Origin of the sequence: Klebsiella sp. 4_1_44FAA, from assembly GCF_000238715.1 — a bacterium.
Lineage (GTDB): Bacteria > Pseudomonadota > Gammaproteobacteria > Enterobacterales > Enterobacteriaceae > Klebsiella > Klebsiella pneumoniae.
Map to the genome: position 1 here is coordinate 144,493 of NZ_JH414805.1, position 25,092 is coordinate 169,584.

25 protein-coding genes and 3 pseudogenes are annotated in these 25,092 nt (G+C 58.7%); 19 read left to right on the top strand and 9 right to left on the bottom strand.

Annotated elements, in window-relative coordinates; genetic code table 11:
* From HMPREF1024_RS04630 to eutR, 8 genes and pseudogenes are all read left to right on the top strand, one after another.
* Positions 1-673: iron-containing alcohol dehydrogenase (locus HMPREF1024_RS04630; protein WP_009309535.1), on the top strand; the 673-nt coding region annotated here is incomplete at its 5' end.
* Positions 674-872: 199 nt separating this feature from the next.
* Positions 873-2,106: pseudogene (gene eutH, locus HMPREF1024_RS30810) on the top strand (ethanolamine utilization protein EutH).
* A pseudogene (gene eutA, locus HMPREF1024_RS0127380) lies at positions 2,103-3,507 on the top strand (ethanolamine ammonia-lyase reactivating factor EutA). Before eutH ends, eutA begins: the two co-directional pseudogenes overlap by 4 nt.
* 11 nt (positions 3,508-3,518) lie before the next feature.
* A complete protein-coding gene (eutB, locus tag HMPREF1024_RS04625) occupies positions 3,519-4,880 on the top strand; it encodes an ethanolamine ammonia-lyase subunit alpha (protein WP_004152001.1) in 1,362 nt (453 codons plus the stop codon).
* Between the two features lie 20 nt (positions 4,881-4,900).
* A complete protein-coding gene (gene eutC, locus HMPREF1024_RS04620; protein ID WP_004174901.1) occupies positions 4,901-5,800 on the top strand; it encodes an ethanolamine ammonia-lyase subunit EutC in 900 nt (299 codons plus the stop codon).
* Positions 5,801-5,809: 9 nt separating this feature from the next.
* On the top strand, positions 5,810-6,469 hold the full coding sequence (gene eutL, locus HMPREF1024_RS04615) for an ethanolamine utilization microcompartment protein EutL (RefSeq protein ID WP_004174905.1): 660 nt from the start codon (positions 5,810-5,812) through the stop codon (positions 6,467-6,469).
* 11 nt (positions 6,470-6,480) lie between these two features.
* Positions 6,481-6,966 carry an ethanolamine utilization microcompartment protein EutK gene (gene eutK, locus HMPREF1024_RS04610; protein WP_004151997.1) on the top strand — a complete coding sequence of 162 codons (486 nt, stop codon included), beginning with the start codon at positions 6,481-6,483 and terminating at the stop codon, positions 6,964-6,966.
* A gap of 45 nt (positions 6,967-7,011) precedes the next feature.
* Positions 7,012-8,064 (top strand): HTH-type transcriptional regulator EutR, encoded by a 1,053-nt coding sequence (eutR, locus tag HMPREF1024_RS04605; protein WP_002913642.1) that lies wholly within the window; start codon positions 7,012-7,014, stop codon positions 8,062-8,064.
* Positions 8,065-8,107: 43 nt separating this feature from the next.
* Here the strand turns inward: eutR and hemF are convergent, their stop codons facing one another.
* Both hemF and amiA read right to left on the bottom strand, forming a co-directional pair.
* Positions 8,108-9,007 (bottom strand): oxygen-dependent coproporphyrinogen oxidase, encoded by a 900-nt coding sequence (gene hemF, locus HMPREF1024_RS04600; protein ID WP_002913641.1) that lies wholly within the window; start codon positions 9,005-9,007, stop codon positions 8,108-8,110.
* Complete coding sequence (gene amiA / locus HMPREF1024_RS04595; protein WP_002913639.1) at positions 9,007-9,879, bottom strand: N-acetylmuramoyl-L-alanine amidase AmiA; 873 nt, start codon at positions 9,877-9,879, stop codon at positions 9,007-9,009. Before amiA ends, hemF begins: the two co-directional genes overlap by 1 nt.
* 211 nt (positions 9,880-10,090) lie before the next feature.
* Here amiA and HMPREF1024_RS04590 point away from each other — a divergent pair, with 211 nt between their 5' ends.
* From HMPREF1024_RS04590 to HMPREF1024_RS04575, 4 genes are all read left to right on the top strand, one after another.
* Positions 10,091-10,516, top strand: a complete 426-nt coding sequence (locus HMPREF1024_RS04590; RefSeq protein ID WP_002913637.1) for a GNAT family acetyltransferase — start codon at positions 10,091-10,093, stop codon at positions 10,514-10,516.
* Positions 10,503-10,952, top strand: a complete 450-nt coding sequence (locus HMPREF1024_RS04585) for a DUF2919 domain-containing protein (protein WP_002913635.1) — start codon at positions 10,503-10,505, stop codon at positions 10,950-10,952. The genes HMPREF1024_RS04590 and HMPREF1024_RS04585 overlap by 14 nt, the downstream gene beginning before the upstream one ends.
* Before the next feature lie 61 nt (positions 10,953-11,013).
* Positions 11,014-11,589, top strand: coding sequence for an RpoE-regulated lipoprotein (locus tag HMPREF1024_RS04580; protein ID WP_009309540.1), 576 nt, complete (start codon positions 11,014-11,016; stop codon positions 11,587-11,589).
* 94 nt (positions 11,590-11,683) lie between these two features.
* The gene (locus HMPREF1024_RS04575; RefSeq protein ID WP_004145614.1) at positions 11,684-12,583 is read left to right on the top strand and encodes a Dyp-type peroxidase; all 900 of its coding nucleotides are present in this window, start codon (positions 11,684-11,686) and stop codon (positions 12,581-12,583) included.
* A 94-nt stretch (positions 12,584-12,677) separates the two neighbouring features.
* On the opposite strand, the pseudogene HMPREF1024_RS29260 reads toward HMPREF1024_RS04575, so the two are convergent.
* Positions 12,678-12,946 (bottom strand): annotated as a pseudogene (locus HMPREF1024_RS29260) (DUF559 domain-containing protein).
* A gap of 275 nt (positions 12,947-13,221) precedes the next feature.
* Between HMPREF1024_RS29260 and cysP the strand changes: the two are divergent.
* From cysP to cysM, 5 genes are all read left to right on the top strand, one after another.
* Positions 13,222-14,238 carry a thiosulfate/sulfate ABC transporter substrate-binding protein CysP gene (gene cysP, locus HMPREF1024_RS04570; protein WP_002913628.1) on the top strand — a complete coding sequence of 339 codons (1,017 nt, stop codon included), beginning with the start codon at positions 13,222-13,224 and terminating at the stop codon, positions 14,236-14,238.
* Positions 14,238-15,071, top strand: coding sequence for a sulfate/thiosulfate ABC transporter permease CysT (gene cysT / locus HMPREF1024_RS04565; protein ID WP_002913626.1), 834 nt, complete (start codon positions 14,238-14,240; stop codon positions 15,069-15,071). Before cysP ends, cysT begins: the two co-directional genes overlap by 1 nt.
* Complete coding sequence (gene cysW / locus HMPREF1024_RS04560) at positions 15,071-15,946, top strand: sulfate/thiosulfate ABC transporter permease CysW (protein WP_002913625.1); 876 nt, start codon at positions 15,071-15,073, stop codon at positions 15,944-15,946. The genes cysT and cysW overlap by 1 nt, the downstream gene beginning before the upstream one ends.
* Positions 15,936-17,030, top strand: coding sequence for a sulfate/thiosulfate ABC transporter ATP-binding protein CysA (gene cysA, locus HMPREF1024_RS04555; RefSeq protein WP_002913623.1), 1,095 nt, complete (start codon positions 15,936-15,938; stop codon positions 17,028-17,030). Before cysW ends, cysA begins: the two co-directional genes overlap by 11 nt.
* A 118-nt stretch (positions 17,031-17,148) precedes the next feature.
* Positions 17,149-18,060, top strand: coding sequence for a cysteine synthase CysM (gene cysM / locus HMPREF1024_RS04550; RefSeq protein WP_004145610.1), 912 nt, complete (start codon positions 17,149-17,151; stop codon positions 18,058-18,060).
* Here the strand turns inward: cysM and HMPREF1024_RS04545 are convergent.
* Complete coding sequence (locus HMPREF1024_RS04545) at positions 18,057-18,452, bottom strand: nuclear transport factor 2 family protein (protein WP_004174913.1); 396 nt, start codon at positions 18,450-18,452, stop codon at positions 18,057-18,059. The two genes, cysM and HMPREF1024_RS04545, sit on opposite strands and share 4 nt — an antisense overlap.
* Before the next feature lie 140 nt (positions 18,453-18,592).
* Positions 18,593-19,891 (bottom strand): transcriptional regulator PtsJ, encoded by a 1,299-nt coding sequence (ptsJ, locus tag HMPREF1024_RS04540; RefSeq protein ID WP_009309541.1) that lies wholly within the window; start codon positions 19,889-19,891, stop codon positions 18,593-18,595.
* A gap of 82 nt (positions 19,892-19,973) precedes the next feature.
* On the opposite strand from ptsJ, the gene pdxK reads away from it, so the two are divergent.
* A complete protein-coding gene (gene pdxK, locus HMPREF1024_RS04535; protein WP_009309542.1) occupies positions 19,974-20,840 on the top strand; it encodes a pyridoxine/pyridoxal/pyridoxamine kinase in 867 nt (288 codons plus the stop codon).
* A complete protein-coding gene (locus HMPREF1024_RS04530) occupies positions 20,837-21,076 on the top strand; it encodes a hypothetical protein (protein ID WP_002913605.1) in 240 nt (79 codons plus the stop codon). The genes pdxK and HMPREF1024_RS04530 overlap by 4 nt, the downstream gene beginning before the upstream one ends.
* Before the next feature lie 42 nt (positions 21,077-21,118).
* Here the strand turns inward: HMPREF1024_RS04530 and crr are convergent, their stop codons facing one another.
* From crr to cysK, 4 genes are all read right to left on the bottom strand, one after another.
* Positions 21,119-21,628 (bottom strand): PTS glucose transporter subunit IIA, encoded by a 510-nt coding sequence (crr, locus tag HMPREF1024_RS04525; protein WP_000522253.1) that lies wholly within the window; start codon positions 21,626-21,628, stop codon positions 21,119-21,121.
* Between the two features lie 42 nt (positions 21,629-21,670).
* Positions 21,671-23,398, bottom strand: a complete 1,728-nt coding sequence (gene ptsI / locus HMPREF1024_RS04520; protein WP_009309543.1) for a phosphoenolpyruvate-protein phosphotransferase PtsI — start codon at positions 23,396-23,398, stop codon at positions 21,671-21,673.
* Between the two features lie 44 nt (positions 23,399-23,442).
* Positions 23,443-23,700 carry a phosphocarrier protein Hpr gene (gene ptsH / locus HMPREF1024_RS04515; protein WP_002913505.1) on the bottom strand — a complete coding sequence of 86 codons (258 nt, stop codon included), beginning with the start codon at positions 23,698-23,700 and terminating at the stop codon, positions 23,443-23,445.
* Positions 23,701-24,080: 380 nt separating this feature from the next.
* Positions 24,081-25,052 (bottom strand): cysteine synthase A, encoded by a 972-nt coding sequence (gene cysK / locus HMPREF1024_RS04510; protein WP_002913498.1) that lies wholly within the window; start codon positions 25,050-25,052, stop codon positions 24,081-24,083.
* Between the last annotated feature and the right edge of the window lie 40 nt (positions 25,053-25,092).

A 25,092-nucleotide genomic window follows, 5' to 3' on the forward strand; every position in this document is an offset into this window, starting at 1 on the left:
TGCGGTGAGTGGACGCAAACAGGTGCTGGCGCATGCCTCGCTGATGCCGGATGTGGCGATCCTCGACGCCGCGCTGACCGAGGGCGTCCCGCCGCATATCACGGCAATGACCGGGATTGATGCGCTGACCCACGCCGTCGAGGCCTACAGCGCCCGCCACGCCACGCCGTTTACCGACAGTCTGGCGATGGGGGCGATAGCCATGATCGGCGAGGCGCTGCCGAAAGCGGTGGGCTGCGGTCAGGATCTGGCGGCGCGGGAGAACATGCTGCTGGCTTCCTGCATGGCGGGGATGGCGTTTTCCAGCGCCGGGCTGGGGCTATGCCATGCCATGGCGCATCAGCCGGGGGCGGCGCTGCATATTCCGCACGGTCTGGCCAACGCCATGCTGCTGCCAACGGTGATGGAGTTTAACCGCATGGTGCGCCGGGCGCGCTTCAGCCAGATCGGCCGGGCGTTAACCGGCAAGAAAACCGATGACCGCGAGGCTATCGCCGCCGTGCGCGAGCTGATCGCCGAGGTCGGTCTGACGATGCGGCTGACGGAGGCTGGCGCGACGTCCGCGCACTACGACGCCTGGGCGCAAGCGGCGCAGGAGGACATCTGTTTGCGCACCAATCCACGCACCGCCAGCCGGGTGCAGATTATCGAGCTGTACGCGGCGGCGCAATAAATGCCGATTTTCCCGGAGGCGTGTGGCTGTGGCTTTCCCGGCTCGCGCTGCGCTTAGCCGGGCTACAGGATCACAGCCGTCTGCTATGCCGTAGCCCGGGTAAGGCGTTCACGCCGCGGCCCGGGAAAGTAGCCTGAGTGCGGCTAATGTCCCGGTATTCACAGTATCTACAAATCATAAATGACAGGGAGTAAGGGCTATGGGAATTAACGAAATCATCATGTACATCATGATGTTCTTTATGCTGATTGCCGCCGTGGACAGGATCCTGTCGCAGTTCGGCGGCTCGGCGCGCTTTCTCGGCAAACTGGGGAAAAGCATTGAGGGATCCGGCGGTCAGTTTGAAGAAGGGTTTATGGCGATGGGCGCGCTGGGCCTGGCGATGGTCGGGATGACCGCCCTGGCGCCAGTGCTGGCTCATCTGCTTGGTCCGGTGATTATTCCGCTGTATGAGATGCTCGGCGCCAACCCGTCGATGTTCGCCGGCACGCTGCTGGCGTGCGACATGGGCGGTTTCTTCCTCGCTAAAGAACTCGCGGGCGGCGACGTGGCGGCCTGGATGTACTCAGGACTGATCCTCGGCTCTATGATGGGTCCGACCATTGTGTTCTCCATTCCGGTGGCGCTCGGCATTATCGAACCAACCGATCGCCGCTGGCTGGCGCTCGGCGTGCTGGCGGGCATTGTCACCATTCCCCATCGGCTGTATCGCCGGCGGTCTGGTGGCGATGTATTCCGGGGTGGAGATCAACGGCCAGCCGGTAGAGTTTACCTTCGCGCTGATCCTGATGAATATGATCCCGGTGATCATCGTCGCCGTGCTGGTGGCGCTGGGGCTGAAGTTTATTCCGGAAAAAATGATCAACGGCTTCCAGATCTTCGCCAAATTCCTCGTGGCGCTGATCACCATCGGCCTGGCGGCGGCGGTGATCAAGTTCCTGCTCGGCTGGGAGCTGATCCCGGGGCTCGATCCGATCTTTATGGCGCCTGGCGACCAGCCCGGCGAGGTGATGCGCGCCATCGAAGTCATTGGCTCTATCTCCTGCGTGCTGCTCGGCGCTTATCCGATGGTGCTCCTGCTGACCCGCTGGTTTGAAAAGCCGCTGATGCGCGTTGGTAATCTGCTAAAAATCAACAATATGGCTGCCGGCGGCATGGTCGCTACCCTGGCGAACAATATCCCGATGTTCGGCATGATGAAGCAGATGGATACCCGCGGAAAAGTGATCAACTGCGCCTTCTCGGTGTCAGCGGCGTTCGCCCTCGGCGACCATCTCGGTTTTGCGGCGGCCAACATGAACGCCATGATCTTTCCGATGATTGTCGGCAAGCTGGTCGGCGGCGTTACCGCGATTGGCGTGGCAATGCTGCTGGTGCCAAAAGATGAAAACGTACCGGCGCCTGCCAACAACGAAGCGGAGGCGCACTCGTGAACACGCGCCAGCTGTTGAGCGTCGGTATTGATATCGGCACCACCACCACGCAGGTGATCTTCTCGCGCCTCGAGCTGGTGAACCGCGCGGCGGTTTCCCAGGTGCCGCGTTATGAATTCATCAAACGCGACATTAGCTGGCAAAGCCCGGTCTTCTTTACGCCGGTTGATAAACAGGGAGAACTGAAAGAGGCCGAGCTTGAGGCGCTGATTCTGGCTCAGTACCGGGCCGCAGGGATCGCTCCACAAGCGGTGGATTCCGGGGCGATCATCATCACTGGCGAAAGCGCGAAAACCCGCAATGCCCGCCCGGCGGTGATGGCGCTCTCGCAGTCGCTGGGCGATTTTGTCGTCGCCAGCGCCGGGCCGCATCTGGAGTCGGTCATTGCCGGACACGGCGCCGGGGCGCAGACCCTGTCCCGGCAGCGGATGTGCCGGGTGCTCAATATCGATATTGGCGGCGGTACCTCGAACTATGCCCTGTTTGACGCCGGAAACGTCAGCGCCACCGCCTGCCTCAACGTCGGCGGCCGCCTGCTGGAAACCGACGCTCAGGGGCGCGTGGTCCACGCGCACCCGCCGGGGCAGCGGATTGTCGATGCGCTGTTTGGCGCCGGCACTAACGCCCTGGCGCTGACCGCCGGGCAGCTGGCGCAGGTGGCGCGCCGGATGGCGGCGCTGATCGTCGAGGTGATCGACGGCACCCTCTCACCGCTGGCGCAGGGGCTGATGCAAACCGAAGTACTGCCTGCGGGTATTCAGCCGGAGGTGATTACCCTTTCCGGCGGAGTGGGGGAGTGCTACCGCCATCAGCCCGCCGATCCTTTCTGTTTTTTCCGATATCGGGCCGCTGCTGGCCACGGCCCTGCACGAGCATCCGCGCCTGCGTGAGATGAACGTGCAGTTCCCGGCGCAAACCGTGCGCGCCACGGTGATTGGCGCCGGGGCGCATACGCTGTCCCTGTCCGGGAGCACCATCTGGCTGGAGGGGGTTCCATTGCCGCTGCGCAATCTGCCGGTGGCTATCCCGCAGGATGCCGCCGATCTGCCGAACGCCTGGCTCCAGGCGCTGACGCAGCTCGATCTGGCTCCCGAGGCGGACGCTTACGTGCTGGCGCTTCCCGCTTCACTTCCAGTGCGCTACGCCACCTTACTGACCGTAATTGACGCCCTGCTGGCGTTTGTCGCCCGCTTTCCCAATCCCCGTCCGCTGCTGCTGGTGGCCGAGCAGGATTTTGGCAAAGCGCTGGGCATGCTGCTGCGGCCACAGCTTCCACACCTTCCGCTGGCGGTCATCGATGAGGTGAGCATCCGGGCGGGAGACTATATCGACATTGGTACGCCTCTTTTTGGCGGATCGGTTGTGCCGGTGACGGTGAAATCACTCGCATTTCCTTCCTGAGGGAACGACTTATGAAACTAAAGACCACATTGTTCGGCAATGTTTATCAGTTTAAGGATGTAAAAGAGGTGCTGGCGAAAGCCAACGAACTGCGTTCGGGGGATGTGCTGGCGGGGGTAGCGGCGGAGAGTTCGCAGCAGCGCGTGGCCGCCAAGCAGGTGCTCTCCGATATGACGGTGGCCGATATCCGTAATAACCCGGTGATCCCGTATGAGGAGGACTGCGTTACGCGCCTGATCCAGGATGACGTGAACGAAACCGCCTATCAGCGGATTAAACACTGGACCATCAGCGACCTGCGGGAATACGTGCTCAACGACGAGGTCACCAGCGACGATATCGCCTTTGTCCGCAAAGGGCTGACCTCCGAGGTGGTGGCTGCGGTGGCCAAGATCTGCTCCAACGCCGATCTGATCTACGGCGGTAAAAAAATGCCGGTGATCAAAAAAGCCAATACCACCATCGGTCTGCCGGGGACCTTTAGCTGCCGCCTGCAGCCGAACGATACCCGCGACGATGTGCAGAGTATTGCCGCGCAAATCTATGAAGGGCTCTCCTTCGGCGCGGGCGACGCGGTGATTGGCGTCAACCCGGTCACTGACGACGTGGAGAACCTGAGCCGGGTGCTGGATACGGTGTACGGGGTGATCGACAAGTTTAACATCCCGACCCAGGGCTGCGTGCTGGCGCACGTCACCACCCAGATTGAAGCCATCCGCCGCGGCGCGCCGGGGGGGCTTATCTTCCAGAGCATCTGCGGCAGTGAAAAAGGGCTTAAAGAGTTCGGCGTCGAGCTGGCGATGCTCGATGAAGCGCGGGCGGTGGGGGCGGAGTTTAACCGCATCGCCGGGGAGAACTGTCTTTACTTTGAAACCGGGCAGGGCTCGGCGCTTTCCGCGGGCGCTAACTTCGGCGCCGATCAGGTGACCATGGAAGCGCGTAACTATGGCCTGGCGCGGCACTACGATCCGTTCCTCGTCAACACCGTGGTGGGCTTTATCGGGCCGGAGTATCTCTATAACGACCGGCAAATCATTCGCGCCGGACTGGAAGACCACTTTATGGGCAAGCTGAGCGGCATCTCAATGGGCTGCGACTGCTGCTATACCAACCATGCCGATGCCGACCAGAACCTCAACGAAAACCTGATGATCCTGCTGGCGACCGCAGGCTGCAACTACATCATGGGCATGCCGCTCGGCGACGACATCATGCTCAACTACCAGACCACCGCCTTCCACGATACCGCGACCGTGCGCCAGCTGCTGGGCCTGCGGCCGTCGCCGGAGTTTGAACGCTGGCTGGAAACGATGGGCATTATGGCAAATGGTCGCCTGACCAAACGGGCGGGCGATCCGTCACTGTTCTTCTGATGACGCGGGGATGACACATCATGGATCAAAAACAGATTGAAGACATTGTACGCAGCGTAATGGCGTCAATGGGACAACCACAGTCGCAGCCGCAGGCCCCCGCAGCGTCGACGCCGGCCTGCCATGCCGCCTGCGCCAGCGAAGCGGTGGTGGAAAGCTGCGCGCTGGACCTGGGCTCAGCGGAAGCGAAAGCCTGGATTGGGGTACAACATCCGCACCGCGCCGAAGTACTGACCGAACTAAAACGCAGTACCGCGGCGCGCGTTTGCACCGGCCGCGCCGGCCCGCGTCCGCGCACTCAGGCGCTGCTGCGCTTCCTGGCCGATCACTCGCGCTCGAAAGACACGGTGCTTAAAGAGGTGCCGGAAGCGTGGGTGAAAGCGCAGGGGCTGCTGGAAGTGCGTTCCGAGATTAGCGATAAGAACCTCTACCTGACGCGTCCGGATATGGGCCGTCGCCTCAGTCCGGAAGCGATTGATGCGCTGAAGGCGCAGTGCGTGATGGATCCGGATGTGCAGGTGGTGGTCTCCGATGGCCTGTCAACCGATGCCATCACCGCCAACTACGAAGAGATCCTGCCGCCGCTGCTTGCCGGCCTGAAACAGGCGGGTCTGAAGGTCGGGACGCCGTTCTTCGTGCGCTATGGCCGCGTCAAGATTGAAGATCAGATCGGCGAGATCCTCGGCGCGAAGGTGGTGATCCTGCTGGTTGGCGAGCGCCCGGGGCTCGGCCAGTCGGAGAGCCTCTCCTGCTACGCGGTGTACTCCCCGCGGGTGGCGACCACCGTCGAGGCCGACCGGACCTGTATCTCCAATATCCACCAGGGCGGCACCCCGCCGGTAGAAGCCGCCGCGGTGATCGTGGATTTAGCCAAACGCATGCTGGAGCAGAAAGCCTCCGGCATCAACATGAGCCGTTAAGGAGGCATCATGCCAGCATTAGATTTGATTCGACCCTCGGTCACCGCGATGCGCGTGATTGCCTCGGTGAATGACGGTTTCGCGCGCGAGCTTAAATTACCGTCGCATATACGTAGCCTCGGACTCATCACGGCAGATTCTGACGATGTGACGTATATTGCCGCCGACGAAGCGACAAAGCAGGCGATGGTGGAGGTGGTCTATGGCCGCTCCCTCTACGCCGGCGCGGCCCATGGTCCGTCGCCTACCGCCGGCGAAGTACTGATCATGCTTGGCGGCCCGAACCCGGCGGAAGTTCGCGCCGGGCTGGATGCCATGATGGCGCATATTGAAGGTGGGGCGGCATTCCAGTGGGCTAACGACGCGCAAGATACCGCCTTTCTGGCGCACGTGGTGTCGCGTACCGGCTCTTATCTTTCATCGGCCGCTGGCATCGCGTTGGGCGATCCGATTGCTTATCTGGTGGCGCCGCCGCTGGAGGCGACGTTTGGTATCGATGCGGCGATGAAGTCGGCCGACGTTCAGCTGGTGACCTACGTCCCGCCGCCATCGGAAACCAACTATTCGGCCGCCTTTTTGACGGGAAGCCAGGCCGCCTGTAAAGCCGCCTGCAATGCCTTTACCGATGCCGTTCTCGATATTGCCCGTCATCCTGTACAGCGTGCGTAATGGAGGGAGCGATGATCAATGCGCTGGGATTGCTCGAAGTGGAGGGCATGGTCGCGGCTGTAGACGCTGCGGATGCCATGCTTAAGGCGGCCAATGTGCGCCTGCTCAGTCATGAAGTGCTCGACCCGGGCAGGTTAACGCTGGTGGTGGAGGGCGACCTGGCGGCCTGCCGCGCCGCGCTGGATGCCGGGGCCGCCGCTGCCCGGCGGACCGGCTGCGTGATCAGCCGTCGGGAAATTGGTCGCCCGGAAGAGGATACCCAGCGGCTGATCGGCGGTTTTCAGCCACCGCCGCCAGCGCCCATGCCGCCTGCTGACCCGGCTTCATCGGAAGCCTTACTGACGCTGCTGGCTTCAGTTCGTCAGGGCATGACGGCCGGCGAGGTCGCCGCGCATTTTGCCTGGCCGCTGGATAAGGCCCGCCAGGCGCTGGAGCAGCTCTTTTCCGCAGGGACGCTACGAAAACGCAGTAGCCGCTATCGTCTCAAAAATCCATAACCTGTCGGAGGTGCCGGGAGCGGCTTGCCCCCGGCTTTAACGATTATGAAAAAGCGTCGTTCTGCAAATTTGCACCATCTCTGTTGCGAGGCGTTGCCGGAAGACACCAGGCTGACGCCTCAGGTTGAAATTGACAATATTCATCAACGACACACAACCGATGTGTATGAGCACGCCCTGACCATTACCGCCTGGCAACAGATCTACGATCAGCTGCATCCGGGGCAGTTTCGCGGCGAGTTTACCGAAATCCTGCTCGATGAGATCCAGGTCTTCCGCGAATATACCGGGCTGGCGCTGCGCCAGTCCTGCCTGGTCTGGCCGAACTCCTTCTGGTTTGGCATTCCGGCGACCCGGGGTGAACAGGGGTTTATCGGCTCGCAGTGTCTGGGCCGGGCAGAAATCGCCACCCGTCCCGGCGGTACGGAGTTCGAGCTCAGCACGCCGGATGATTACACCATTCTCGGGGTAGTGATTTCGCAGGAGGTAATTGCGCGTCACGCCAGTTTCCTGCACCACCCGGAACGGGTGCTACATATGCTACGCAACCAGTCAGCGCTGGCGGTCCGCGAGCCGCATAAGGCCGCGCTGTGGGGGTTTGTCCAGCAGGCGCTGGCCACCTTTAGCGAGCATCCGGATACCCTTCATCAGCCGGCCGTGCGTAAAGTCCTGCGGGATAATCTGTTGCTGGCGATGGGCACGATGCTGGAAGAAGCGCAGCCGATGGTAAGTGCAGAGAGCGTCAGCCACCAGAGCTACCGCCGCCTGCTGGCGCAGGCGCGCGAATATGTGCTGGAAAACAGCGCGGAGCCGTTAACCGTTCTCGATCTGTGCCAGCAGCTGTACGTCAGCCGTCGCACCTTGCAAAACGCCTTCCATGCGATACTGGGGATTGGTCCTAACGCCTGGCTCAAACGGATCCGCCTGAACGCCGTGCGTCGGGAGCTGATAAGCCCCTGGTCAGAGCGCGAGACGGTCAAGGAGGCGGCCATGCAGTGGGGATTCTGGCATTTGGGGCAGTTCGCCACCGACTATCAGCAGCTGTTTGCTGAGAAACCGTCGATGACGCTGCACCATCGCCTGCGCCAGTGGGTGTGAGGGAAGAGACTCCGCTACCGGGTGGCCAGCCGCCATCCGGCCGTTACAGCCAGTCGCGCACCTGAATAAACTCGCTCAGCGCCGCCTCGGGGCTGCCGGGCTCGGGCTGATAATCGTATTCCCAGCGCACCAGCGGCGGCATCGACATCAGAATCGACTCCGTACGCCCGCCGGTCTGCAGGCCGAACAGGGTGCCGCGGTCCCAGACCAGATTGAACTCGACATAGCGGCCGCGACGGTAGAGTTGAAAGTGGCGCTCGCGTTCGCCGTACGGCGTGGCTTTCCGGCGTTCGACGATAGGTAAATAGGCGTCAGCATAGCCGTTCCCGACCGCCTGCATAAAGGCGAAGCAGTGGTCAAAATCCGGGGTGTTCAGGTCGTCAAAGAACAGACCGCCGATGCCGCGCTGCTCCTGGCGGTGCTTGAGATAGAAGTAATCATCGCACCATTTTTTATAGCGCGGATAGACTTCCTCGCCGAACGGCAGACACAGATCGCGGGCGGTACGATGCCAGTGGACGGCATCCTCTTCAAAGCCGTAGTAAGGGGTTAAATCAAAGCCGCCGCCGAACCACCACACCGGGTCGGCGCCAGGCTTTTCGGCAATAAAAAACCGCACGTTGGCATGGCTGGTGGGCACGTAGGGGTTCAGCGGATGAACCACCAGCGAGACGCCCATGGCTTCAAAACTGCGTCCGGCCAGCTCCGGGCGGTGCGCGGTGGCGGAGGCAGGCATGGCGTCGCCATGGACGTGGGAAAAGTTGACCCCCGCCTGCTCGAACACCCGGCCTTCGCGCAGCACCCGGCTGCGTCCGCCGCCACCGCCTTCCCGCTGCCAGGCATCTTCAATAAACGGCGCGCCATCCACGGCGCTCAGCTGCTGACAGAGGTTGTCCTGGAGCTGGAGCAGAAAAGTTTTTACCTGCGCGGCATCGGGTTTCATTAACGTCTCTTCGAATGGGCTTTCTGGTTATCGAACCAGTGGAAATAGCTGATAATGCCGTTGGCAATCGCGGTGGCGATTTTCTGCCGGAAGGCGGTGGTGCCGAGCAGTTTCTCCTCGTTCGGGTTGGTGATAAACGAGGTTTCCACCAGCACAGACGGTATGGATGGTGACTTCAGCACCACGAACGCCGCCTGCTCGGTATTGCGGCTGTGCAGCTTATGTACCGGCTTGATCTTTTTCAGGATATGCGAGCCCAGCGTCAGGCTGTTTTTGATGGTGTCGGTCTGCACCAGATCGAACAGTACCTGCTGCAGCAGATGGTCTTTATCCGTCGCTTTCTTACCGGCGACCTCATCGGCGCGGTTTTCGCGATCGGAGAGGTATTTCGCCATGGCGCTACTGGCGCCGCGGTTTGACAGGGCGAACACCGAGGCGCCGGCGGCGCTCGGGTTGGTGAAGCCATCGGCGTGGATTGACATAAACAGATCGGCGCCGTGCTGATGGGCGATCTCCACGCGGTCGTACAGCGGGATAAAGGTATCCCCGGTGCGGGTCAGGCGGGCGTCGATGCCGTTGCTGCGCAAAATGCTGCGCACGTTCTTAGCGATCGCCAACACCACATGCTTCTCTTTCGAGCCGTTATGGCCGATAGCGCCGGTATCGATGCCGCCGTGGCCCGGATCTAACATTACAATCCGGCGACCCCCGGCCTTTTTGGCGGCGGGTTTGCTATGTCCATTTGACGTTTTCAGTGGCTGTTCTTTTGCGCTGACCTGTGAGGCGACGCCGCTCAGCGTCATCGCAGCCAGCCCGGCTTTCAGCACCTGACGGCGCGAAGCAAGTATTTTTAAGGGTTTAAAAGTGCTCATTCGGCCTGAATTGTAAACAAGTGATGTCCAATGTTATATCGTATCGCGTTTGCCGTTACGACCATTCAAAATAAGAATTGTTTTACTTTTCATTTCAATACATGACAAAGTCATATTATGCCATTTTTTGTCGCTGATTTCGCCTGATATTGGCTATCAGTTATATTCGCGCCATAATCACTGTTTTTAACCGTCAATGGTGGGGAATACCATGGAGATTCGCGTTTTTCGCCAGCAGGATTTCGAAGAGGTTGTGACGCTGTGGGAGCGCTGCGATCTGTTGCGCCCGTGGAACGATCCGGAGATGGATATTGAGCGCAAGCTGAATCACGACGTCAGCCTGTTTCTGGTGGCTGAAGTGAATGGCGAAGTGGTCGGCACGGTGATGGGCGGATATGACGGTCATCGCGGATCGGCCTATTATCTCGGCGTCCATCCGGAATATCGCGGCCGGGGTATCGCGAACGCGCTGCTCAACCGTCTGGAGAAAAAGCTGATTGCCCGCGGCTGCCCGAAAATCAACATTATGGTCCGTGAAGACAATGATGTGGTGCAGGGAATGTACGAGCGGTTGGGCTATGAGTACGCCGATGTCCTGACCCTGGGCAAGCGCCTGATCGAAGATGAAGAATACTGAGTTTATCCCCGCCGATTTTGATGCCCATGGCCGTCTGCGCCTGCCTTTGCTTTTCTGGTGCGTGCTGTTGTTGCAGGCCCGCACGTGGGTGCTGTTTTTGATGGCCGGCGCATCGCGCCAGCAGGGCGACGCGATTCTTAATCTGTTCTATCCCGATCACGAGCGCTTCTGGCTTGGTTTACTGCCAGGCGTGCCGGCGGTGCTGGCCTTTCTGCTTAGTGGCTATCGTCAGCGCCTGCCGCGCCTGTGGCGGGCGATGCGCTGGCTGCTGGTGCTATCGCAAGTGCTGCTGTTGCTGTGGCAGCCGATGCTATGGCTGAGCGGCGAATCTCCCTCCTCGTTGACCATTGCGCTGCTGGTCGCGGATGGCTATGCCCTGTGGTGGCTGTTAACCAGCCGTCGCCTGGGCGCCTGTTTTCACCAGACCACCTTTTAATGGCACTTTTTGCCGATCGTGAACTCCAACATGCGTTGAATGACTCAGAAAGGATTGAGATATGAAATCGCTACGTGTAATGCTCTGTGCACTTCCGCTGGCGCTGACCGGCTGCTCCACGATGAGCGCAGTCAACTGGTCGGCGGCCTATCCGTGGAACTGGTTTGGCGCTTCCACCGAGGTGACCGAGCAGGGAGTGGGTAAACTGACGGCCTCCACGCCGCTCAATGAACATGCGATTAGCGATGCGCTGGGCAGCGACTACCGTTTACGCAGCGGAATGAAGACCGATAAGGGCAATATCGTCCACTACTTTGAAGCGCTGAAAAACAACAGCGTGGCGCTGACCATCAATGGCGACAACGGTGCTATCAGCCGGATTGACGTGCGTGATGCGGATATCAAAACCGCCAGCGGCGTGAAAATCGGCACACCGTTTAGCGACCTGTACAGCAAAGCCTTCGGCAACTGCCAGAAAGGCAGCCATGACAACGGGGCGGTCGTCGAGTGTCAGGCCGAGGGGAGCCAGCATATCAGCTATGCCTTCACTGGCCACTGGAGCGGTCCGGACGAGCTGATGCCCTCCGACGATACGCTGAAAAACTGGAAGGTCAGCAAGATTATCTGGCGTCGCTAAATTGATCTGAAGAGACACGACAGCTCTGAAAAACGGTTACAATGGCGCGTTAGCAACGCGACAGCGTTGTGGTTGCATCATTTCAGGAGGAGCGATGTCTCAGGTTCAGAGCGGCATTTTGCCGGAACATTGCCGCGCGGCGATTTGGATTGAAGCCAATCTCAAAGGGGACGTTAACGCCCTGCGCGAAGCGAGCAAAATTTTTGTCGATAACGTGGCCACCTTCCAGGCTAAATTCCCCGACGCAAAACTCGGTGCGGTGGTGGCGTTCGGCAATAACGTCTGGCGTCAGCTGAGCGGCGGCGAAGGGGCGGATGAGTTAAAAGATTTCCCGGTCTATGGCAAAGGGCTGGCGCCGTCCACCCAGTATGACCTGCTGATTCATATTTTATCCGCCCGTCATGAAGTTAACTTCTCGGTGGCGCAGGCCGCGCTGGCCGCCTTTGGCGACGCTATCGACGTGAAAGAAGAGATCCACGGCTTCCGCTGGGTGGAAGAGCGTGACCTCAGCGGCTTCGTCGATGGCACCGAAAACCCGGCGGGGGAAGAAACCCGCCGCGAAGTGGCGGTCATTAAAGACGGCGTGGATGCGGGCGGCAGCTACGTGTTCGTCCAGCGCTGGGAGCATAATCTCAAACAGCTGAACCGCATGAGCGTGCCGGATCAGGAGATGATGATCGGCCGTACTAAAGACGCTAACGAAGAGATCGATGGCGATGAACGTCCGGTCACGTCGCACCTGAGCCGCGTGGACTTAAAAGAAGATGGCAAAGGGCTGAAAATCGTCCGTCAGAGCCTGCCGTACGGCACCGCCAGCGGCACCCATGGCCTCTATTTCTGCGCTTACTGCGCACGCCTGTATAACATCGAGCAGCAGCTGCTGAGCATGTTTGGCGATACCGACGGTAAACGCGACGCGATGCTGCGCTTCACCAAACCGGTGACCGGCGGGTATTACTTCGCGCCGTCGCTGGAGCGTATCCAGGCGCTGTAATTTTCCCCTCACCCTAACCCTCTCCCCAAAGGGGAGAGGGGACGGTAAGGTGCGGTTATGGAATCTGCGTGCGGATTCTTTTACTCCCTCTGCATCAGTCAGAGGGGAGGGGTGAGGGCATCGGCGACTCAGGCGCTTCAAGTATCCCCTCCATCACCGCATCACCATGCTCTTCAAACTCAATATTCCAGAAGCGTAAAACACGCCATCCCTCGCTCTGTAGCCAGCGGGTGCGGCGTCATCGTGTTGGCCGCCGTCCAGTTCAATCGCCAGCCATATTGCGCAGCAGGCGAAATCGAGAATATAGGGGCCAACGGGGTGCTGACGGCGAAACGTGTCGCTAGCAAAACGGCGGTTGCGCAGTCAGTACCCTGGTCGACGTTCTGCGGGCGTTAAGCTACGTCTGAGCTGACGAGCAAATATCTGTGTGTTTTTCATATAAACACAGTGCACGCCTGGCTGCCGTTTGTCACAATGACCCGTCTAATCTGCGAGCCGCTTTCAGCTAAGCTTTGCCAGTTGCTTATTCCCTTTTCGACTTCCAAATCGCCAAACGGTATATAAAACCGTTACTCCTTTCGTACCCGTTATAAATATGATGATCAACAGAAAATGTTCAACGTTGATAAGGGTGCGCAATGGCCGTTAAATCACTGAAAAAAGGATATCTGGCGCTGGCGGCTTCCATGCTGCTGGTGGCGCAGGCGCAGGCGACGGAGCTGCTGAACAGCTCCTATGATGTCTCCCGCGAGCTGTTTGCCGCCCTTAACCCGCCTTTTGAGCAGCAGTGGGCGAAAGACAATGGTGGGGACAAGCTGACCATCAAGCAGTCGCATGCCGGTTCATCCAAGCAGGCGCTGGCTATTTTGCAGGGCCTGAAGGCGGACGTGGTCACCTACAACCAGGTGACGGACGTGCAGATCCTGCATGACAAAGGCAACCTGATCCCGGCCGACTGGCAAAGCCGTCTGCCGAACAACAGCTCACCGTTCTATTCGACGATGGGTTTCCTGGTGCGTAAAGGCAATCCGAAAAACATTCATGACTGGAACGACCTGGTTCGCTCTGACGTTAAGCTGATCTTCCCGAATCCGAAAACCTCGGGTAACGCCCGATACACCTACCTGGCGGCATGGGGCGCGGCGGATAAAGCTGATGGCGGCGATAAAGCTAAAACCGAACAGTTTATGACTCAGTTTCTCAAGAACGTCGAAGTCTTTGACACCGGCGGGCGCGGAGCGACCACCACCTTCGCCGAGCGCGGCCTCGGCGATGTGCTGATTAGCTTCGAATCGGAAGTGAATAATATTCGCAAGCAGTATGAGGCGCAGGGATTTGAAGTGGTTATCCCGAAAACCAACATTCTGGCGGAGTTCCCGGTAGCCTGGGTCGATAAAAACGTCAAAGCCAATGGCACGGAAAAGGCGGCGAAAGCCTACCTGAACTGGCTCTATACGCCACAGGCGCAAACTATCATTACCGACTACTACTATCGGGTAAACAACCCGAAAGTGATGGATGCTCTGAAGGATAAATTCCCGCAGACCGAGCTGTTCCGCGTGGAAGATAAGTTTGGCTCCTGGCCTGAGGTAATGAAAACCCACTTCGCCAGCGGCGGCGAACTGGACAAACTGCTGGCGGCGGGGCGTAAGTAATGTTTGCTGTGTCGTCCAAGCGCGTGCTGCCGGGCTTTACCCTGAGCCTTGGCACCAGCCTGCTGTTTGTCTGTCTGATTTTGTTATTACCGCTCAGCGCGTTGGTGATGCAGCTGGCGCAGATGAGTTGGGCGCAGTACTGGGATGTGATCACCAACCCGCAGGTGGTGGCCGCCTATAAGGTGACGCTGCTGTCGGCGTTTGTGGCCTCGATTTTTAACGGCGTCTTTGGTCTGCTGATGGCCTGGATCCTGACCCGCTATCGTTTTCCGGGCCGCACGCTGCTGGATGCCTTAATGGACCTGCCGTTTGCGCTGCCGACGGCGGTAGCCGGTCTGACTCTGGCCTCGCTGTTTTCGGTGAACGGTATTTACGGGGAATGGCTGGCGAAGTTCGATATTAAAGTCACCTATACCTGGCTCGGTATCGCCGTGGCGATGGCCTTCACCAGCATCCCGTTTGTGGTACGCACCGTGCAGCCGGTGCTGGAAGAGTTGGGGCCCGAGTATGAGGAAGCGGCGGAAACGCTGGGCGCCACGCGCTGGCAGAGTTTCCGCAAGGTGGTGCTGCCGGAGCTGTCGCCGGCGCTGCTGGCGGGCATTGCTCTGTCGTTTACCCGCAGCCTCGGCGAATTCGGCGCGGTGATTTTTATCGCCGGCAACATCGCGTGGAAGACGGAAGTGACGTCGCTGATGATCTTTATTCGTCTGCAGGAGTTTGACTATCCGGCGGCGAGCGCCATCGCCTCGGTGATCCTGGCCGCCTCACTGCTGCTGCTGTTTTCCATCAATACCCTGCAGAGTCGCTTTGGTCGACGCGTGGTAGGTCACTAATGGCGGAAGTTACTCAATTGAAACGCTACGACGCGCCCCGTATCAACTGGGGAAAATGGTTTCTGATTGGCGTCGGGATGCTGGTCTCCGCCTTCATCCTTGTGGTGCCGATGCTCTACATCTTTATCCAGGCCTTCAGCAAAGGATTGATGCCGGTGCTGGAAAACCTGGCGAACCCGGACATGCTGCATGCCATCTGGCTGACGGTGATGATTGCATTGATTACCGTACCGGTGAACCTGGTGTTCGGTACCTTGCTGGCCTGGCTGGTGACACGTTTTACCTTTCCGGGGCGCCAGCTGCTGCTGACGTTGCTGGATATCCCGTTCGCCGTCTCGCCGGTGGTGGCCGGTCTGGTGTATCTGCTGTTTTACGGCTCTAACGGTCCGCTGGGCGGCTGGCTTGACGCGCATAATCTGCAAATCATGTTCGCCTGGCCAGGCATGGTGCTGGCGACCATCTTTGTTACCTGTCCGTTTGTGGTGCGTGAGCTGGTGCCGGTGATGATGAGTCAGGGCAGTCATGAAGATGAGGCCGCGGTGCTGCTGGGCGCGTCCGGTTGGCAGATGTTCCGCCGGGTGACGTTGCCCAATATTCGCTGGGCGCTGCTGTACGGCGTGGTGCTGACCAACGCCCGCGCCATCGGCGAATTTGGCGCGGTGTCGGTGGTTTCCGGCTCGATCCGCGGCGAAACGCTGTCGCTGCCGCTGCAAATTGAACTACTGGAGCAGGATTACAACACCGTCGGCTCGTTTACCGCCGCCGCCCTGCTGACGTTAATGGCTATTCTGACCCTGTTTTTAAAGAGTATGTTGCAATGGCGTCTGGCCAATCAGAAAGAACGCGCGCAACAGGAGGGAAATCATGAGCATTGAGATTGCCAATATTAAGAAATCGTTTGGTCGCACCCAGGTGCTGAATGATATCTCGTTGGATATCCCTTCCGGACAAATGGTTGCGCTGCTGGGGCCCTCGGGCTCCGGAAAAACCACCCTGCTGCGAATTATTGCCGGTCTGGAGCATCAGACCAGCGGTCATATCCGCTTCCACGGTACCGACGTCAGTCGGATGCACGCTCGCGACCGTAAAGTGGGCTTCGTTTTCCAGCACTATGCGCTGTTCCGCCATATGACGGTGTTCGATAACATCGCCTTTGGCCTGACCGTGCTGCCGCGCCGCGAACGCCCCAATGCGGCGGCGATTAAAGCCAAGGTGACCAAACTGCTGGAGATGGTGCAGCTGGCCCATCTGGCGGATCGCTATCCGGCGCAGCTGTCCGGAGGCCAGAAGCAGCGCGTGGCGCTGGCGCGCGCCCTGGCGGTGGAGCCGCAAATTTTGCTGCTGGATGAACCTTTCGGTGCGCTGGATGCGCAGGTGCGTAAAGAGCTGCGCCGCTGGCTGCGTCAGCTGCATGAAGAGCTGAAATTCACCAGCGTGTTCGTCACCCACGATCAGGAAGAGGCGATGGAAGTTGCCGACCGGGTGGTGGTCATGAGCCAGGGCAACATCGAACAGGCCGATGCCCCGGAGCGCGTATGGCGTGAGCCGTCTACCCGGTTCGTGCTGGAGTTTATGGGGGAAGTGAACCGCCTGCAGGGGGTCATCCGCGGTGGACAGTTCCACGTCGGCGCCCACCGCTGGCCGTTAGGCTATACCCCGGCATACCAGGGGCCAGTGGACCTGTTCCTGCGCCCATGGGAAGTGGACATCAGCCGGCGGACCAGCCTGGATTCGCCGCTGCCGGTGCAGGTCCTGGAGGCCAGTCCGAAAGGGCACTACACCCAATTAGTCGTTCAGCCTCTGGGGTGGTATGACGAACCGCTGAGCGTGGTGTTAACGGGCGATGAGGCGCCGTCCCGCGGCGAACGGCTGTTCGTCGGGCTGCAAAACGCGCGGTTGTACAACGGTACCGAGCGTATCGAGCCGCGCGGCGAGCTTGCTCTGGCGGAGTCGGCCTGATAGCTTAAATCAATGTGCTTTTGCCGGGTGAGGCTCTGCTTACCCGGTCTGGAATTATCACGCGTCTGCCAGGCCGGGTAAGCGAAGCGCCGCCCGGCTTTTTTATTGAGTAAAAATCGTGAATACACTCGAACAAACCATCGGCAATACCCCACTGGTCAAACTTCAGCGTCTGGGACCGGACAACGGCAGCGAAGTCTGGGTCAAACTCGAAGGCAATAATCCGGCCGGCTCGGTGAAAGATCGCGCCGCGCTGTCGATGATCGTCGAAGCGGAAAAGCGCGGCGAAATTCAGCCCGGCGACGTGCTGATCGAAGCGACCAGCGGCAACACCGGTATTGCGCTGGCGATGATCGCCGCGCTGAAAGGCTACCGGATGAAGCTGCTGATGCCCGACAACATGAGCCAGGAGCGTCGGGCCGCGATGCGCGCTTACGGCGCCGAGCTTATCCTGGTCAGCAAAGAGCAAGGGATGGAGGGGGCCCGCGACCTGGCTCTGGAAATGGCCCAGCGCGGAGAAGGCAAACTGCTCGATCAGTTTAACAACCCGGATAACCCCTACGCCCACTACACCACCACCGGCCCGGAAATCTGGCAGCAGACCGCGGGGCGTATCACCCACTTTGTCTCCAGTATGGGGACCACCGGCACCATTACCGGCGTGTCACGTTTTCTGCGTGAACAGAGTAAACCGGTGACCATTGTTGGCCTGCAGCCGGAGGAGGGGAGCAGTATTCCCGGGATCCGCCGCTGGCCGGCAGAGTATATGCCGGGGATCTTTAACGCTTCGCTGGTGGATACGGTGCTGGATATTCATCAGCAGGATGCCGAGAACACCATGCGTCAGCTGGCGGTGCGGGAAGGCATTTTCTGCGGCGTCAGTTCGGGCGGCGCGGTAGCGGGCGCGTTACGCATAGCCCGCGAAAATCCTGGCGCGGTGGTGGTGGCGATTGTCTGCGATCGCGGCGATCGTTACCTTTCCACCGGCGTGTTCGGCGAAGAACACTTTAGCCAGGGGGCGGGCATTTAATCATCAAGCAGGTCGGTGCCGTAGGAGTTATCGACGGTGCACAGCCAGCGTTCGCCCTGCTTCTGAAAGACATAGGTGGCGCGTCGCGTAACCTGGGATATCCCGTCCGCCGTCGGGATATCCAGCCGGGTCTCCATAATCACCAGCGCATTGCCGCCGCCTTCAATAACCTCCATTTTCCCCTGAGTCACCACCAGTCGGTGCTGGAAATAGTCGGCAATGGCGATAAAGGCTTTGCGGATATTCTCTTTCCCTCTGACCACCATGCCCGGTTTGACGACCAGCGCGGCGTCTTCTGCGTAATAACTCATCAGGGTATCGTAATCTTCCTGCGAGATAGCGCGATCGCAGGCTTCAATGACTGCTTTCAGTGCCGGGTCAGCGTGATGCATCTCTGGTGCTCCTTGTTGTGAGCGATTTGTCCGCCTCGGCGATCAGGGCATGCAGGTAAGACTAGCCTGCTGTCGTTTATTTTTCATTAATTTGTCGGCAGCTGCCATCACTCCCCGATACGTTCGGTGGACTGCCTGCGTCAGGGGGCGTCTAAGGCCTGCGCAATATCGGCCGCCAGGCGGGAAATCTCAGCGTCACTCAGACGGCCCAGCGACAGGCGTAGCCCGTGGGAGGGCGTCCGGATGCCAAACACCTCTCCCTCCCGGACCAGCCAGCCGGCGCGGGCCAGGCGTAAGGCGTAGGGCTGGCTCGCCGCTGGCAGCGGCAGCCAGAAATTGAGGCCATCCCCTGGCGTAGCATGGCTGTAGCCGTACCGGGCCAGCGCCGCCGCCAGTTTCTCATTCTGCTGGCGATAGTGACGACGGGTCTCCGTCATCGAGGCGATAAACGCCTCGTCGGTCAGGCAGGCCAGCGTCAGGTCCTGCAGCAGATGGCTGACCCACTGGCTGCCGGCGTTAAGCCGCAGGCGCAGCGCCGCTGAAGTAGCGGCATCGCTGGCGATAAAGGCCAGCCGTAGATCTGGTCCGAGGGTTTTTGACATCGAGCGCACCAGCGCCCAGCGTTGGGTGCTTGCAGGAAGAGGGGAGTGCCATGGCGTGGCCGACAGCAGGGCAAAATGGTCATCAACAATCGCCAGTACCTGCGGATAGCGGGCTAGCACCTCCCGCAGGGCATGCGCCCGGGTTTCCGTCAGGCTACAGCCGGTAGGATTATGCGCGCGCGGGGTTAAGATCACCGCCCGTGCGCCGTTGCGTAACGCCTCCTCCAGGCCGTCAGGATCCATCCCTTCGGCATCCACCGCCACCGGGCAGGGGGTAAAACCGGCGTAACGCACCATATTGATGCTGCTGAGAAAACAGGGATCTTCCACCACAACGCCGTCGCCGGGGAGCAGCAGAGCGCACAGCAGGCGCTCCAGGGCGTCTATCGCCCCGCTGGCGAGATTCATCGCAAAGGGAACGGCTATCTCTCTGGCAAACCACGCCTCGGCCCATTGGCCAAGCCGCGGCTCGATGGGCGCATCGCCATACAGGCGGGGCGTGCGGGCAATCTGGCCCAGATAGCGGGGTAAATCAGGCAGTCTGGCCGGATCCGGATTGCCGCTGGAGATATCGTTCAGCGGGGTCGTTGGGTCACCTCCCTCCAGCGCCGGCAGTGTGTCCCGCGCTTTAATGGCTGTACCGTTGCGTCCCTGACTGACGGCCAGCCCGGAGGTCACCAGCCGTTTATAGGCGGCGGCGACAGTGTTGCGATTCACTGCAAGCTGGCTGGCGAGTTCACGTACCGGCGGCAGAACCTCTCCGGGCTGCAACCCGCCGCTCTGCACCAGATGGCGGATGTTATCGAAGATTTCGCTGGCGGTTTTTCCGGCTAACATTATTGACCTATGACAAAATGGAATTTAGCATAGGACGAATCATAATCAGTGCGTGACCCGCTGTCCAGCGGGGGGAGAAAAGATGGGCCAGCAGGATGATATACAATCAGTGCTCTTTCACGACAAAAGCCGGGCGTCGGAAGTGGATATCGTCGCCGTGCAGTCGCAGGTAGTCTATGGCAGCGTCGGCAATAGCATCGCGGTTCCGGCGATTAAACAGCATGGTCTGCGCGTGCTGGCGGTGCCGACGGTGCTGTTCAGCAATACGCCCCATTATGAGACGTTCTATGGCGGCATTATTCCGGAAGAGTGGTTTGTCGGGTATCTGCAGGCGCTGGAGGAGCGCGACGCGCTGCGCGAACTGCGTGCGGTCACCACCGGCTATATGGGCAGCGCTGTGCAAATCGAACGCCTGGCGCAGTGGCTGACGCGCGTACGGGCCCGCCATCCCGGGTTGTGCATTCTGGTGGATCCGGTCATCGGCGATGTCGACAGCGGCATCTATGTCAAGGCTGAGATCCCGGACGCCTATCGTCAGCACCTGCTGCCGCTGGCGCAAGGGATCATCCCCAATCTGTTCGAACTGGAGACGCTGAGCGGCCAGCGCTGTCGCGATCGGCAGGAGGCGGTCGCCGCGGCGCGAAGCCTGCTGTCGGACACCCTCAAATGGGTGGTGATCACCAGCGCGCCCGGAGAGGCCGATTCGACGATCAATGTGCTGGTGGTGACGGCCGATGCAGTGGAAGTGGTGGTTCACCCGCGGGTGGAGACAGACTTAAAAGGAACCGGCGATCTGTTCTGCGCGGAGCTGGTGAGCGGGTTGCTTTCCGGCCTGGCGCTGGGGGCAGCGACGCAGGCTGCTGCCCAGCGCGTGCTGGAGGTGATGAACTGGACTGCCGCCCAGGGGTGTGACGAATTGATCCTACCGCCGCTGGAGCAAAGCAGATGAAAAGCTATCGGTTAGTGATCCGCCAGCAGGGACGCATTGTTGGTCATTTTGATACGACAGGTGAGGCGGCGCTGGAGGATGCCTGCGTGGCGCGGTCGCTGTTCGGCCTGGCCGGTGGATATCAGTGCGAACTGCTGGTCGCTGACAGCGAGCGGCGAATTCTGGAGAGCACCCCGGAGGGATTGCGCGTCTTGTCTCGCGAGAAGTGCTATCGACCGGTAACCTGCGCGGTATAAAAAAAAATGGCGCCTTTCGGCGCCATTTTTATGCAGCAAGCATTACTTCTTGATGCGGATTACCGGGGTTTCACCCACGGTCACGCTACCGGACAGTTTGATCAGCTCTTTGATCTCGTCCATGTTGGAGATAACCACCGGCGTCAGAGTCGACTTGGCTTTCTCTTCCAGCAGCGGCAGATCAAATTCGATAACCGGATCGCCGACTTTCACGCGCTGACCTTCTTCAGCGATACGCTTGAAGCCTTCGCCTTTCAGTTCAACGGTATCAATACCGAAGTGAACGAACAGCTCGATGCCGCTATCAGATTCAATAGAGAACGCGTGGTTGGTTTCGAAAATTTTACCAATGGTACCGTCTACCGGCGCGACCATTTTGTTGCCAGTCGGTTTGATGGCAATCCCATCGCCCACAATTTTTTCCGCAAAAACCACATCCGGCACGTCTTCAATGTTGACGATCTCACCGGAGAGGGGAGCAACAATCTCAATAGTTCCGGTGTCTTTCTTGTCATCAGAAACCAGAGATTTCAATTTATCAAACAAACCCATGATCTTCTCCTAAGCAGTAATTTGGGCCGCGCATCTCGTGGATTAGCAGATTGTTTTTTCTTCAATGAACTTGTTAACCAGCGTCATTAACTCGTCCGTTGTCGGTTGAGCAAGAGCCTGCTCTGCTAATACTTTCGCATCTTCGAAGTTCGTATTACGAATAATCTTCTTGATGCGCGGGATGGAAATGGCGCTCATAGAGAATTCGTCCAGCCCCATACCCAGCAACAGAAGTGTAGCACGTTCATCGCCCGCAAGCTCACCGCACATGCCAGTCCATTTACCTTCAGCGTGAGAAGCATCAATAACTTGCTTAATCAGATTCAGTACAGACGGTGACATCGGCTGGTAAAGATGTGAAATCATATCATTACCACGGTCAACTGCCAGAGTATATTGCGTTAAATCATTGGTGCCGATACTAAAGAAATCAACTTCTTTGGCCAGATGACGAGCAATAGTCGCCGCAGCCGGTGTTTCCACCATCACGCCGATCTCAATGGATTCGTCAAATGCTTTACCTTCGTCACGCAGTTCCTGTTTGTAGATTTCGATCTCTTTCTTCAGCGCACGCACTTCTTCAACAGAGATGATCATCGGGAACATAATGCGCAGCTTACCGAAAGCGGAGGCACGCAGGATGGCGCGAACCTGGTCGCGCAGGATCTCTTTACGATCCATCGCAATACGCACGGCACGCCAGCCGAGGAACGGGTTCTCTTCTTTCGGGAAGTTCATGTACGGCAGCTCTTTGTCGCCGCCGATATCCATGGTACGGACGATAACGGCCTGAGAGCCACAGGCCTCAGCCACCGCTTTATAAGCCGCAAACTGTTCTTCTTCAGTTGGCAGCGCGTCACGGTCCATGAACAGGAATTCGGTACGATACAGGCCTACGCCTTCGGCGCCGTTGCGCTCAGCACCTTCGACATCGCGAACGGTACCAATGTTGGCGCAGACTTCAACCTGATGGCCGTCGAGGGTAATCGCCGGCAGATCTTTCAGTTTCGCCAGTTCGGCTTTTTCTTCCGCAACCTGAACCTGCAGACTACGCAGCGCTTCAATTTGCTCGTTAGACGGGTTGATCAGAACCTGGTTGTTCACCGCGTCGAGAATCAGATAGTCGCCGTTCTTCACCTGCGCCGTGATGCTGCCGGTGCCCACGATGGCCGGCAATTCCAGGGAACGCGCCATGATAGAGGTGTGGGAGGTACGACCGCCCGCATCGGTGATGAAACCCAGCACTTTTTTCAGGTTCAGCTGTGCGGTTTCAGACGGGGTCAGATCGGCGGCGACGAGGATGACTTCATCCTGAATCGCACTCAGATCGATGATTGCCAGACCAAGGATGTTGCGCAGCAGGCGCTTACCGATATCACGTACGTCAGCCGCACGTTCTTTCAGGTATTCATCATCCAGCTCTTCCAGGGCAGTGGCCTGACCGTCGATAACTTCATTGGCTGCCGCGTCGGCAGTCATGTGCTTATCTTTAATCAGGGCTATGATTTCCTGCTCAAGCTCCTCATCTTCCAGCAGCATAATATGCCCTTCGAAGATGGCTTCTTTTTCTTCACCGAAAGTTTCACCAGCTTTGGTTTTGATGACCTCCAGCTGGGCGGAGGCCTTGGCGCGGCCGCTCAGGAAACGTTCGACTTCCTGATCAACCTTATCGGCAGAAATTTTCTTCCGGTCGATGACAATTTCATCTTCCTTCAGCAGCAATGCTTTGCCGAAGGCGATACCCGGGGATGCTAAAATGCCTGAAATCATAACCCTACCTTACTTGTGACTGATATGAAAAAGAACCCGTGAACTTACTCGAGTTCAGCCATCAGTTTAACCAGATGCTCAACAGCTTTCTGCTCATCTTCGCCTTCAGCGGAGAGGGTCACTACGGTGCCCTGGGTCAGGCCCAGAGTCTGCAGTTTGAACAGGCTTTTGGCGCTGGCGCTTTTGCCGTTGGAGGTTACAGTGATCTCAGAAGTGAAGCCTTTAGCTTCTTTAACAAACTGAGCAGCAGGGCGGGTGTGCAGACCGTTCGGAGCGGTAATGGTAACTTCTTGCTGGAACATTATATTTCCCCAACTTATAGGTTTAGTGTTGTGGACCTAAAGTCTAGTCTAACGACTCGACTTTAGCCTGTATTGTTAGCGCCGGCGTTACGTTTCCGGCCTTGGCGTCGGCAGCGCCTGGCGCTGCGAAGACCTGCGGGCCATTGACGTCTAGCACGTCATTAAACATTATGCCGCGAAAGGAAGACTTGAACCAAATCATAAAATCGATTCAGCTGGCGGAAATCCTCTTCTGAATAATTTCGCGCATCAAAATAAATGTGCTGGTTAAATACCAGACCCTACGAGGTGAATCAATGCCAGGAGGGGTAAAACTTTGACGTGTGCCACAAAAAAGCACCCGAAAAGGTGCTTTTTTACACATTATTTACAAGCTGGCACTACTGTTGCAGCTCTTTCTCAGTGAAGAGATCGGCGAACAGCGCGGTGCTTAAATAACGCTCACCTGAGGAAGGCAGGATAACCACAATATTCTTATTGGTAAAGGCCTCATCTTCCTGCAGCTTCAGCGCGGCGGCAACGGCGGCCCCGGAAGAGATACCCGCCAGGATGCCTTCTTCTTCCATCAGGCGGCGCGCCGTGGAGATAGCTTCCTCGTTGGTAATGCCGATCACTTTGTCGACCAGCTTCAGATCCAGGTTGCCAGGAATGAAGCCGGCGCCGATACCCTGAATTTTGTGCGGACCCGGCTTGAGCTCTTCCCCCGCCAGCGCCTGGGCGATCACCGGGGAATCGGTCGGTTCAACGGCGACGGTGATCAGATCTTTTTTACCTTTGGTGTTTTTGATATAGCGGCTGACGCCGGTCAGCGTTCCGCCGGTACCTACGCCGGAGATAAACACATCCACCTGACCATCGGTATCTTCCCAGATTTCCGGGCCGGTAGTCTTCTCGTGGATTTCCGGGTTAGCCGGGTTGCTGAACTGCTGCAGCAGCAGGAATTGTTCCGGGTTGCTGGCGACAATCTCTTCCGCTTTCTGGATAGCGCCTTTCATGCCTTTGGCGCCTTCGGTCAGCACCAGGTTGGCGCCCAGGGCTTTCAGCAGCTTACGACGCTCGATGCTCATGGTTTCCGGCATGGTTAGCGTCAGTTTGTAGCCGCGGGCCGCCGCCACGTAGGCGAGGGCGATACCGGTGTTGCCGCTGGTCGGCTCGACCAGTTCCACGCCAGGTTTCAGAACGCCGCGCTTTTCAGCATCCCAGATCATATTGGCGCCGATACGGCATTTTACGCTAAAGCTCGGGTTACGAGATTCTACCTTTGCCAGGATACGGCCATTACCGATGCGGTTCAGTCGTACCAGCGGCGTATGACCGATAGTCAGGGAGTTGTCTTCAAAAATCTTACTCATGGCCCGTCCTTAACTGTATGAAATTTGGGGGTACGGCATC

Bases quoted from the DNA above. Each gene is read 5' to 3' on its own strand.
- eutB (WP_004152001.1), top strand. From the start codon at position 3,519: ATGAAACTAAAGACCACATTGTTCGGCAATGTTTATCAGTTTAAGGAT.
- eutC (WP_004174901.1), top strand. From the start codon at position 4,901: ATGGATCAAAAACAGATTGAAGACATTGTACGCAGCGTAATGGCGTCA.
- eutL (WP_004174905.1), top strand. From the start codon at position 5,810: ATGCCAGCATTAGATTTGATTCGACCCTCGGTCACCGCGATGCGCGTG.
- eutK (WP_004151997.1), top strand. From the start codon at position 6,481: ATGATCAATGCGCTGGGATTGCTCGAAGTGGAGGGCATGGTCGCGGCT.
- eutR (WP_002913642.1), top strand. From the start codon at position 7,012: ATGAAAAAGCGTCGTTCTGCAAATTTGCACCATCTCTGTTGCGAGGCG.
- hemF (WP_002913641.1), bottom strand. From the start codon at position 9,007: ATGAAACCCGATGCCGCGCAGGTAAAAACTTTTCTGCTCCAGCTCCAG.
- amiA (WP_002913639.1), bottom strand. From the start codon at position 9,879: ATGAGCACTTTTAAACCCTTAAAAATACTTGCTTCGCGCCGTCAGGTG.
- HMPREF1024_RS04590 (WP_002913637.1), top strand. From the start codon at position 10,091: ATGGAGATTCGCGTTTTTCGCCAGCAGGATTTCGAAGAGGTTGTGACG.
- HMPREF1024_RS04585 (WP_002913635.1), top strand. From the start codon at position 10,503: ATGAAGAATACTGAGTTTATCCCCGCCGATTTTGATGCCCATGGCCGT.
- HMPREF1024_RS04580 (WP_009309540.1), top strand. From the start codon at position 11,014: ATGAAATCGCTACGTGTAATGCTCTGTGCACTTCCGCTGGCGCTGACC.
- HMPREF1024_RS04575 (WP_004145614.1), top strand. From the start codon at position 11,684: ATGTCTCAGGTTCAGAGCGGCATTTTGCCGGAACATTGCCGCGCGGCG.
- cysP (WP_002913628.1), top strand. From the start codon at position 13,222: ATGGCCGTTAAATCACTGAAAAAAGGATATCTGGCGCTGGCGGCTTCC.
- cysT (WP_002913626.1), top strand. From the start codon at position 14,238: ATGTTTGCTGTGTCGTCCAAGCGCGTGCTGCCGGGCTTTACCCTGAGC.
- cysW (WP_002913625.1), top strand. From the start codon at position 15,071: ATGGCGGAAGTTACTCAATTGAAACGCTACGACGCGCCCCGTATCAAC.
- cysA (WP_002913623.1), top strand. From the start codon at position 15,936: ATGAGCATTGAGATTGCCAATATTAAGAAATCGTTTGGTCGCACCCAG.
- HMPREF1024_RS04545 (WP_004174913.1), bottom strand. From the start codon at position 18,452: ATGCATCACGCTGACCCGGCACTGAAAGCAGTCATTGAAGCCTGCGAT.
- ptsJ (WP_009309541.1), bottom strand. From the start codon at position 19,891: ATGTTAGCCGGAAAAACCGCCAGCGAAATCTTCGATAACATCCGCCAT.
- pdxK (WP_009309542.1), top strand. From the start codon at position 19,974: ATGGGCCAGCAGGATGATATACAATCAGTGCTCTTTCACGACAAAAGC.
- HMPREF1024_RS04530 (WP_002913605.1), top strand. From the start codon at position 20,837: ATGAAAAGCTATCGGTTAGTGATCCGCCAGCAGGGACGCATTGTTGGT.
- crr (WP_000522253.1), bottom strand. From the start codon at position 21,628: ATGGGTTTGTTTGATAAATTGAAATCTCTGGTTTCTGATGACAAGAAA.
- ptsI (WP_009309543.1), bottom strand. From the start codon at position 23,398: ATGATTTCAGGCATTTTAGCATCCCCGGGTATCGCCTTCGGCAAAGCA.
- ptsH (WP_002913505.1), bottom strand. From the start codon at position 23,700: ATGTTCCAGCAAGAAGTTACCATTACCGCTCCGAACGGTCTGCACACC.
- cysK (WP_002913498.1), bottom strand. From the start codon at position 25,052: ATGAGTAAGATTTTTGAAGACAACTCCCTGACTATCGGTCATACGCCG.